Raw genomic sequence first — 9,156 nt, 5'->3', positions numbered from 1 at the left:
GGTCGTCCCGTCACCGACGGAAACTGCAGCCGCCGTGGCTTTCCACGTAGAAGACGTATCCTGTGACAGAGCCCTGGTCGATGGATCATAACCGGCCGCGCCGGCGGCCGTAGAGGCTTTGGACTGTGATCCCAGGGCGACACCGCCGGCTTCTGTTACATTGGCATTGTGACCGATAGAAACGGCATCGGTTACACCTGTAGTCATTGCACCATCAGCCGATCCCAGCACGATGCTGCCGGAAGCGCCGGAAAGATCCCGCTTATTTCCCATGACGACGGCATCAGTTGTATTATTCACCGTATTTTCCGACCCAATGACCGATACGTGTCTGACCTGGGAGGCCGTGTTTTTATAGCCATTGATCATGTTGTAGTCACTGACTGAGCCGGCCGTCCCCGTAAGGGTATTATTGACGCCGATGAGTTGGGATGCCCGCGTGTAGTCCGCCTTGTTTCCTCCACCTATAGCCAGAGTAGCCCCGCCGCCGTCGGCATTGCGGATAGTCCCGCGCAACGTTTCTGCCAGGGCCTTCGCGGAACTTCCTCCGCTTGTCGGCGCCGAAATCGTCGTAACGGAATTAGTAATTTCATTACCAGCGCCGAAGATTAGAGACCCGTTGGAATTAAAGGTCCGGTTCGCCGTACCGACGATGCTGTTAGCTACGCCAGAGTAGTCGCTATCTGCCGTTTTGGATTCGATACTGTTCAGCGATCCTGTAATGGTAGCACCGAAATTCTGCCCCGCCTTTGAAGAATAGGAGCTGCCGTCATAGGCTCCGGAAATAATGGAATAGGCTCCGTTCACGACACCAAAGGCGGCATTATTAAAGCTGTTCGTCCCGATTGTCGTCGCATTCACGTTGATGCCATAACCGCGCCTGTTGGTCTCCGTACTGGTATCGATCGTCATATCACCCATCGCGCCCTTATAGTTATGGACCCCGATTACAGTTCCGCCGGACCGGGCATAGGAATTCTGCCCCAGGGCAACGCTCCCCGTCATTTTGGACGGATCGGCAGGGATAAAGGGGGCCTGCATCCCCAAAAATCCCGAACCGGTAAAGGTAGTTTGATTAAAATTGAACAACTTTTCCTGTCTGCCTGCCATATTTTCGGCGAAGGAATTCTCTCCCATGGCAATACTACCGCCCTGATTGACATAATTATTGATATGGGCATTGCTCCCGACGGCTACATCTCCACCGCCATTTGCCACGCCATTACTATCCATCGTTTTTGCATTCTTTCCTACGGCTACACTCGCATCTCTTGCCGCGCTGCTGCCCGTACCGATGGCCACTCCCGGCCCTTCCCCGGAAGGGTTTGCCGCTGGAGCTGCTGCGACGGTCCCTCCCCAGAACGAGCTGATAAGCATAGCACCGATGACCCATGAATGTTTTTTTGTCATAACCATGTATCTCCTTTACATGACGACCCAAATAATAATATTAACTTATTTTACAATTATGCGCGTTAATACTACTTGTAATCATACATTCATTTGCATAGAAAAATCAATAGGAGTTCTTGCAAAATTATAAACTGTTTATAATATGTTTAAATATAAATACAAAGTGATTTTATATTTTATCCCGTTCATATTTATATTATTCAATATATAAATATAAACATCGCAAAACACACGTAATTATCGCTTTAACGAAATGTTTTTATCATGAGTGACGATAAAAAACAAATTATAACAAAAAGCATAAAAATAAGCGTTATTTATAGATATACAATCTAGTGTTAAAATCGTCTCTCTCTTCTTATCGCATATTAATTTATATACTACAATTATTTATTCTTTTCTCATGCAAATTTTTCGTTTTAATTTTGTCAAAACCGACGCCCATATCACACTTCCAGAAAAATAGAACAATTCTTTCTGTATCTTTTATGTATAATAAGCATAAAAAAAGGCTGTCCCATCAAGCATGTATCTGCTTAATGGGACAGCCTTTCTTATTCTATGGTGCCGGGGGTGGGACTTGAACCCACACGGTGTTACCCGCCTGATTTTGAGTCAGGTGCGTCTGCCATTCCGCCACTCCGGCATAAAATACTGGAACAAAATTAATTATACCATACTGTATCCATACGTCAAGGGGTATTCTGCATATTTCAACCAGAAGAAACGGAGCCGCCCACGAGGACAGCTCCGTCCATACGTATTTTTCCAGTAACCTGGTCTGTATACCACAGATTCCTGTGTTAGTCGCCGCTGACCGTTTCTTTTTCTTCTTCTGCCACTGCCATTTCTTCTGCTTTGACATGAGCAAAATAAGCCTTGGTTTCGGCTACGACGACGCCCGAAAGACCGATGAGGGCGATGAGGTTCGGAATAGCCATGAGGCCGTTTACGATATCTGCCAGAATCCAGATGACATCCAGTTTGAGGAAGGCACCGCAGGCCACGAGGATGATGAATACGATGCGGTACGGCATGATTCCTTTGACGCCAACCAGATATTCCATGCAGCGTTCCCCATAGTAATTCCAGCCAAGGATAGTCGTGAAGGCAAAGAGTGTCAGTCCGACACAGAGGATTACACTGCCATAGGCCGGGAAAGCCTGCAGGAAAGCCGCATTAGTCAGAGCAGCCCCGTTGACATCACCCGTCCAGGCACCGCTGACGACGAGGACCAGCCCGGTGAGCGTACAGATAATGATCGTATCGATAAAGGTACCGGTCATGGAAATGAGTCCCTGTTCGGCCGGCCATTTCGTCTTGGCCGCAGCCGCTACGATAGGAGCACTGCCCAGTCCCGATTCATTGGAAAATACGCCGCGGGCCACGCCGTTGCGCATGGCGACGAGGACGGTAGCACCGAGGAAGCCGCCGGCAGCAGCCGTCGGAGTAAAGGCATCGTGAATGATTTCATAGACAGCAGCCGGGATCTGTTCATAAAAGATAGCCAGAAAGGCAACTGTAGAAATGACATAAATGACAGCCATAGCCGGTACGATTTTTGAAGCGGCCCGGGCGATGGACTGCAGGCCGCCGATAGTAACAGCCGCTACGACGATGGTGAGGACGACTGCCGTGTATTCGACGGGGATGTCCGCCGTCAGACGGGTGATTTCTACAATGGAATTGACCTGTGCAAAGGTACCAATGCCAAAGAAGGCGACGAGAACACCAAAGAAGGCGAACAGGACAGCCAGCGGCTTATATTTCTTTCCCAGACCGTTTTCGATGTAGTACATCGGCCCGCCGGCTATTTCCCCATTTTTATCAACCGTGCGGTAACGGACAGCCAGACAGCCTTCGGCGTATTTTGTCGCCATGCCGACAAAGGCAGCCATCCACATCCAGAAGATAGCCCCCGGCCCGCCGGCATGTACAGCCGTTGCGACGCCGACGATGTTGCCTGTACCGACCGTCGCAGCCAGAGCCGTGCAAAGCGCTTTGAAACTATCGATATCTCCTTCCCCCTGATTTTTCGCCGTAAATATCAGTTTCAAAGCCCGCGGCAGACGGAAAACCTGTAATAACCGGAGCCGGAAGGTCAGCATGATGCCTGTGCCGATCAGCAAAATCAGTAACGGCGGCCCCCAGATAAAACTGTCAATCGCATTCAATGTTTCTAAACTCATGACTCTCTCCCTTTCTCTATCCCATGGTATGGCAACGAATAAAAAGAAAAATGATAACAAAAAAAGCCTGTCTCCATCATGTCTCCGGAGACAGGCCAAAACAAACGCACAAATACGCTATCTGCGCTTTTTACAGCCTCTGTCCTTTTGCCTGAGAGATAAGGAAATGACTTCCGTGCACCTTCGGCGCCCAAGAGGGACTCTCCAGAGTCGTGTCTGCATACGGTCCCATCCGGATACGGATACCTGAGAGTTTAACTCCTTCGGTAGGCCTCTGCCTTCTCCCGCATGCTTCATCCACGCAATATGTATGATGTATTTGTTATTATAACCACTTCTTTTACAAAATGCAAGCCCTGTATGGAAATTTGTCCATACAGGGCTTGCATTTTGTACCATGTATACATGACTTTATCAAATATATTGCCGTACAAGTTCCATGGCCCGGTCTGCCGTCTGCTGCCATTTTAGCGGGGTCAGGGCGATATGGCCGTTGCGGATGCAGGCTACGTCGCTGTCTTCCGGTGCCGTCGTAAGGTCGAGATCTCCGACAATCTTGTAGCAGAGACTGCCGTCAATATCCCGTTTCTCGGCGATGACGTTATGGTAAATCTGCACCGTCTGGGGAACGACGCAGGCGTTCTTCAGCGATATCTCTCCGTCCCGTGGTATATTGACGTTCAGTATGCCCGGAAATTTACCGCAGACAAAGACCTGTTCCACCAGGGCTTTTACCAGGCGCGCCGTTTCCCGGCAGCGGTCTTCCGTCATCGTTCCCATGGAAACAGCCATCGCCGGTACCTGATAATACGGTCCCTCCATAGCCGCCGATACGGTTCCCGAATAGAGAACGTCACTGCCCAGATTATAGCCATCATTGATTCCGGAAATAATGAGGTCCGGCCGGTCATCGCGGAGGAAATATTCCATAGCCATTTTGACACAGTCTACAGGCGTACCGGAAACGGATATTTCCCGTACCCGGTCCGTCGCACCGGGATATTCATGGCAATACAGCGTGCGGTTGATGGTCATGGAATGGGAAGCGGCGCTGCGCTGCCCTGCCGGAGCCACGACGGTGACCTTCCGGGCATAGTCCATCATTTCTTCTTTCAGGATCTGCAGACCCTGTGCCTGTAGTCCGTCATCATTGGTAAGTAGTATATGCATAGATTCTCCTATTCTTTATTCTGCTTGCGCAACAGAGCGGCGTTATCATAGGAAACGGCTCTCGTATGCAGGGTATGGCTCCATTCCATCTTATGACGGTCCTTGAATCCCAGGAAATTGACGGGAATCCAGCTGTACATAAAGAGGGGATAGACGATGAGGTACAGCCACGATTTAGGCGGCACTTTAATCTGCAGCAGCACGATGACTGGTATGAGATATTGTCCGATACCGAGGACAGTCCATATCTGGACGGGGATCAGCTGGTTGAGGATATTGGTATACAGCGGAATATAGGAATTGACCATGGCAATGCCCGCATAGATGGTGGACATCATCATGAAGAACGGCTGCGACAGTGTGATGATGCCGTCGAGCATGCGGATATTGCCCGTCTTTATGCCTCTGGCAAAGAGCTTGGGAATAAACCGTTCGCCGCAGTCACACTGCCCCTGGGCCCAGCGTTTGCGCTGCCGGCAGGACTGCATGAATCCCAGTGCCTTTTCATCATAGATGATAGCGTCGTGGGCCCAGCAGGTACGTACTCCTTCGAGGAGGACCTTCATGGAAAACTCCATATCTTCTGTCAGGCAGTCACAGCCCCAGCCATACTTGCGTACGATGTCCGTGGCGATGCACATGCCCGTGCCGCCCAGAGCCGTTGAAAGGCCGATATTATACTTAGCCAGATGCCACATGTGGTTGATAAGCCAGAAGGCGATGGAAAAGGTACCGGCAATCCACGTATCGGTCGGATTTTTGGAATCCATATAGCCCTGGATGACCTGTTCGCCCTTGCAAAGATGGTTGTTCATTTCCCGGAGGAATTCCGGATGGACCAGATTGTCGGCATCAAAGACGACAAAGGCGTCATACTGTTTTTCCTGGGCCAGCATCTGGGAGAACATCCAGTCCATGGCATAGCCCTTGCCGACGTGCTCCTTATTGGTGCGCACGCGGACAAAGGCCCCGTGGGCCCGGCAGACATCGGCTGTCTTGTCCGTGCAGTTGTCGGCTACGACATAGACATCGTACATGTCTTTGGGGTAATTCAGTTCCTTCAGATTGTCGATGAGGTTGCCTACGACCCGTTCTTCATTATGGGCGCAGATGACTGCCGCAAAGGTATGTTTGGGTGGCATCATCACCCGGTCCCGTTTCTTCATGAGACCGAAGCAGGCCAGGATAAAATAGTACAGCGAATAAAATACGATGATTACTTGTATGGGTATCATGATGATATCCAAAAGATGTTCCATACACGACTCTCCCTAACGAACTCAGTGAGAAGCAGCGGCATTCATGGCCGTATTGACCAGACCAAAAATGATGTACAGGAAGAATGGCATGATGAGGACCAGATGCCAGTCTACCAGCCAGAGGACCAGGGCACCGCAGAGTACGGCAATCGCCAGGGCCGATTTGTGAAGCACATCGGGGCTGGCGCCCTTGAAATCGGGATTATGGACTTTGCTGACCAGGTGATAGCCGAGGGCCAGGGTCAGGATGGCGATGATCCAGGCCGGCAGATGGACGCCCGACAGGACATAGGTCGCCACGATACATCCGCCGTTCGGGATGGGCATACCCTGGAAATAGCCGTGGATGACCGTCGTATTCAGATTGAAACGGGCCAGGCGCAGGCCACCAAAGCAGGCATAGAGGACAGGCGGGACCATGCCAATCCAGCCCAGTTCATGAAGTGAATAGGAATAAATCAGAAATCCCGTTGCCGCGCCAAAGGAAACGCAGTCCGACAGGGAATCCAGTTCCTTACCGAATTCGCCCTGCACCCCCAGGGCCCGGGCCGTCCGCCCGTCGAGGGCATCACATACCATAGCCAGCAGGATGCATACAGCGCCCCATGTCAGATAACCCTGGGACGTAAGCATGATGCTCAGGACGCCAAATCCCAGATTGCCTGAGGTAAACAGGCAGGGAATTACTTTTTTCATTCTTGAATCCTCCCTATGATAGTTTCTCCGCCACGGACCTTCTGGCCTTTCGTGACGTATATATCGACGTTATCCTGCACGAATACTTCGATGCAGGAACCAAACTTAATCATACCGTACAGCTGGCCGTGCTGCAGCTCATCTCCCAGCGTCACCCAGGAAACGACACGCCGGGCCAGTACGCCGGCGATGAGCGTCACGAGGATATTGGTGCGCTTGTTTTCAATGCCCAGGGAATATCGTTCGTTTTCATAGCCTACGCCCTTTTCATAGGCCGGGCGGAAGCGGCCGCACGTATACTGCTGGAATTTGATGATTCCCGAAAGAGGCGTGCGGTTGATATGGGCATCGAAGATAGACAGAAATATGGTGATTTTCCGGCATTTCTGGTCGAGATATAAATCCTCAAACGTTTCTTCTACCGAAACAACCGTCCCGTCGGCTGGCGACACGAGAGCCAGCTCATCATCGGGGATATGGCGTGGTGGATTACGGAAAAAATAGGCAAAATACAAGGCAAGTACACCCGGCAGTACGGCCGCATAGGGATTGAGGAAACGCCATGCCAGGACAGCCAGCAGGGCCGGTACCAGAATGAATACGTAGCCATCTTCTATGATAAGCGGTTTTTTCACGTCACCACGGCTCCTTTCACATACGGCCGCCGAATTTGACGGCAGCCATAAAGCGGGGCAGCGCCAGCATACGCCGGAAGCGGCTCGGTTCTTTGCACAGGCGGTACAGCCATTCCAACCGGTTCTGCTGCATCCATACGGGGGCCCGGCCTACGCGGCCGGCCAGCACGTCAAAGGTACCGCCGACACCCATGCAGACACAGGGGCCCAGATCATATAAGTGGTCGCGGATCCATTTTTCCTGTTTGGGGACGCCGAGAGCCACCAGCAGGATCCGCGTGCCATGGCTGCGGATTTCGTCAATGATGTCTTTTTCCTCGGCAGCGCTGAAAAAGCCCGAATGGGTCCCGGCCAGATTCAGTTTTCCATAGTGCGCTTCAACATTGGCCGCCGCTTCGTCTGCTACGCCGGCCGCCGCTCCGAACAAATAGACCGGGGTCTGGCGCGCTGCCGCTTCTTTGAGTAGCAGTTCCGCCACATCACAGCCAGTAACCCGTTCCTTGAATTTCTGTCCTTTCTGCTCTGCCGCCCAGAGGACGCCGGCGCCGTCGGGAATCACCAGGTCGGCTTCCTGCAGGGCCTGTGCCAGTTCCCGGTCTTTCTGGGCCCGCATCACCATTTCCGCATTGGCCGTCGCAATCGATGCTGCACGGCCCTCGGCAATGCAACGGAACACAAAGTCTTTCGTTTCCGCCAAACTGATGTTGGCAATGGGAACGGATAATATATCGATTTTACTAGACAACTCCATCTCCGCCTTATTCTATAATAGTCTGTTCTGCCCTGAAAAGCAGAACTATGCCACATTGGCACTTTATCCTTTATTATAGCTGATTCACCCGATTCTGTACATATTTTATACAGAAATTCCCTGACCTCTCCCATTCAGTTATTCAGCAGTTTCTGGAACGACCCGCCAAACCGCCGCTTCAGGGCCCGGATGACTGGTTCTTCTGCACCGGGTCCGTTCACAAAGGATGCCGCTTCCTCCCGCGCCTTTGCAAGGAGCGCCACGTCGCGGATGATATCGGCGGCGTGCAGATCGGGCAGGCCATGCTGGGCATAGCCGAAGAGCTGGCCCGCCCCACGGAGGAGCAGGTCTTTTTCCGAAAGGACGAACCCGTCATGGATGGTCTCCATATAGTGCAGGCGCTGTCTCGTCTCTTCACTGCCTTTTTTAGCAAGGAGGATGCAGTACGCCTGCAGGCTGCCCCGGCCGACGCGGCCCCGCAGCTGGTGGAGCTGGGCCAGTCCAAACCGTTCGGCACCATCGATGAGCATAATCGTCGCATTGGGTACGTTGACCCCGACTTCGATGACGCTGGTCGCCACCAGGAGCTGTATCTCTCCGCGGGAGAAGGCTTCCATGACGGCTTCCTTTTCTTTCCCTGCCATCTTCCCATGGACGAGGCCGCAGCGGAACCGGGGAAAAACGGACGTCCGCAGCTGGTCATACAATGCCGTAGCCGCCTGCAGGTCTACGTTTTCCGACTCTTCCACGAGGGGGCAGACGACGTAGCACTGCTGGCCGGCTTTCATCGTCTTTTCCATGAACGCATAGATGCGCCGGCGCATGGACTCGCCGACAGCATAGGTTTTGACGACTTGTCGTCCCGGCGGCAGGTCGCGGATGGATGATACATCGAGATCGCCGTACAAAGACAGCGTCAGCGTACGGGGAATCGGCGTCGCCGTCATGTACAGCGTGTGCGGCGCCCGGCCTTTTTTCTGCAGGGCTTCCCGCTGGCGCACGCCGAAGCGGTGCTGTTCATCGGTGACGACCAGCCCCAGGGC

General features: G+C 52.4%; 7 protein-coding genes, 1 tRNA gene, 1 pseudogene and 1 riboswitch. All 9 genes and pseudogenes read right to left on the bottom strand.

All coding sequences use genetic code 11. The annotated features are described in order from the left end of the window. Positions 1–1,410 (bottom strand): annotated as a pseudogene (locus DBO31_RS03175) (S-layer protein); the annotation flags it as partial. 565 nt (positions 1,411–1,975) lie between these two features. Next, a tRNA-Leu gene (locus DBO31_RS03170) sits at positions 1,976–2,059 on the bottom strand. 157 nt (positions 2,060–2,216) lie between these two features. Continuing rightward, complete coding sequence (locus DBO31_RS03165; protein WP_059076667.1) at positions 2,217–3,602, bottom strand: sodium:alanine symporter family protein; 1,386 nt, start codon at positions 3,600–3,602, stop codon at positions 2,217–2,219. A 129-nt stretch (positions 3,603–3,731) separates the two neighbouring features. After that, positions 3,732–3,820, bottom strand: a riboswitch (glycine riboswitch). Between the two features lie 196 nt (positions 3,821–4,016). Next, entirely contained in the window at positions 4,017–4,772 is a 756-nt protein-coding gene (gene surE, locus DBO31_RS03160; RefSeq protein ID WP_150824423.1) for a 5'/3'-nucleotidase SurE, read from the bottom strand. Between the two features lie 8 nt (positions 4,773–4,780). Then, positions 4,781–6,031, bottom strand: coding sequence for a glycosyltransferase family 2 protein (locus tag DBO31_RS03155; protein WP_059076665.1), 1,251 nt, complete (start codon positions 6,029–6,031; stop codon positions 4,781–4,783). Positions 6,032–6,052: 21 nt separating this feature from the next. Continuing rightward, positions 6,053–6,727 carry a phosphatidylcholine/phosphatidylserine synthase gene (locus DBO31_RS03150; protein ID WP_059076664.1) on the bottom strand — a complete coding sequence of 225 codons (675 nt, stop codon included), beginning with the start codon at positions 6,725–6,727 and terminating at the stop codon, positions 6,053–6,055. After that, entirely contained in the window at positions 6,724–7,362 is a 639-nt protein-coding gene (locus tag DBO31_RS03145) for a phosphatidylserine decarboxylase (protein WP_150824422.1), read from the bottom strand. Before DBO31_RS03145 ends, DBO31_RS03150 begins: the two co-directional genes overlap by 4 nt. A gap of 16 nt (positions 7,363–7,378) precedes the next feature. Beyond that, positions 7,379–8,107, bottom strand: a complete 729-nt coding sequence (locus DBO31_RS03140) for a WecB/TagA/CpsF family glycosyltransferase (protein ID WP_200817446.1) — start codon at positions 8,105–8,107, stop codon at positions 7,379–7,381. Between the two features lie 140 nt (positions 8,108–8,247). Next, the coding region (locus DBO31_RS03135; protein ID WP_255413324.1) for a helicase-related protein at positions 8,248–9,156 on the bottom strand (909 nt) is incomplete at its 5' end.

Source organism: Megasphaera sp. DJF_B143, from assembly GCF_900320625.1.
Lineage (GTDB): Bacteria > Bacillota > Negativicutes > Veillonellales > Megasphaeraceae > Megasphaera > Megasphaera hexanoica.
Note: the sequence above shows the minus strand (reverse complement) of the source record. Positions and strands in the feature narration are given on the sequence as shown.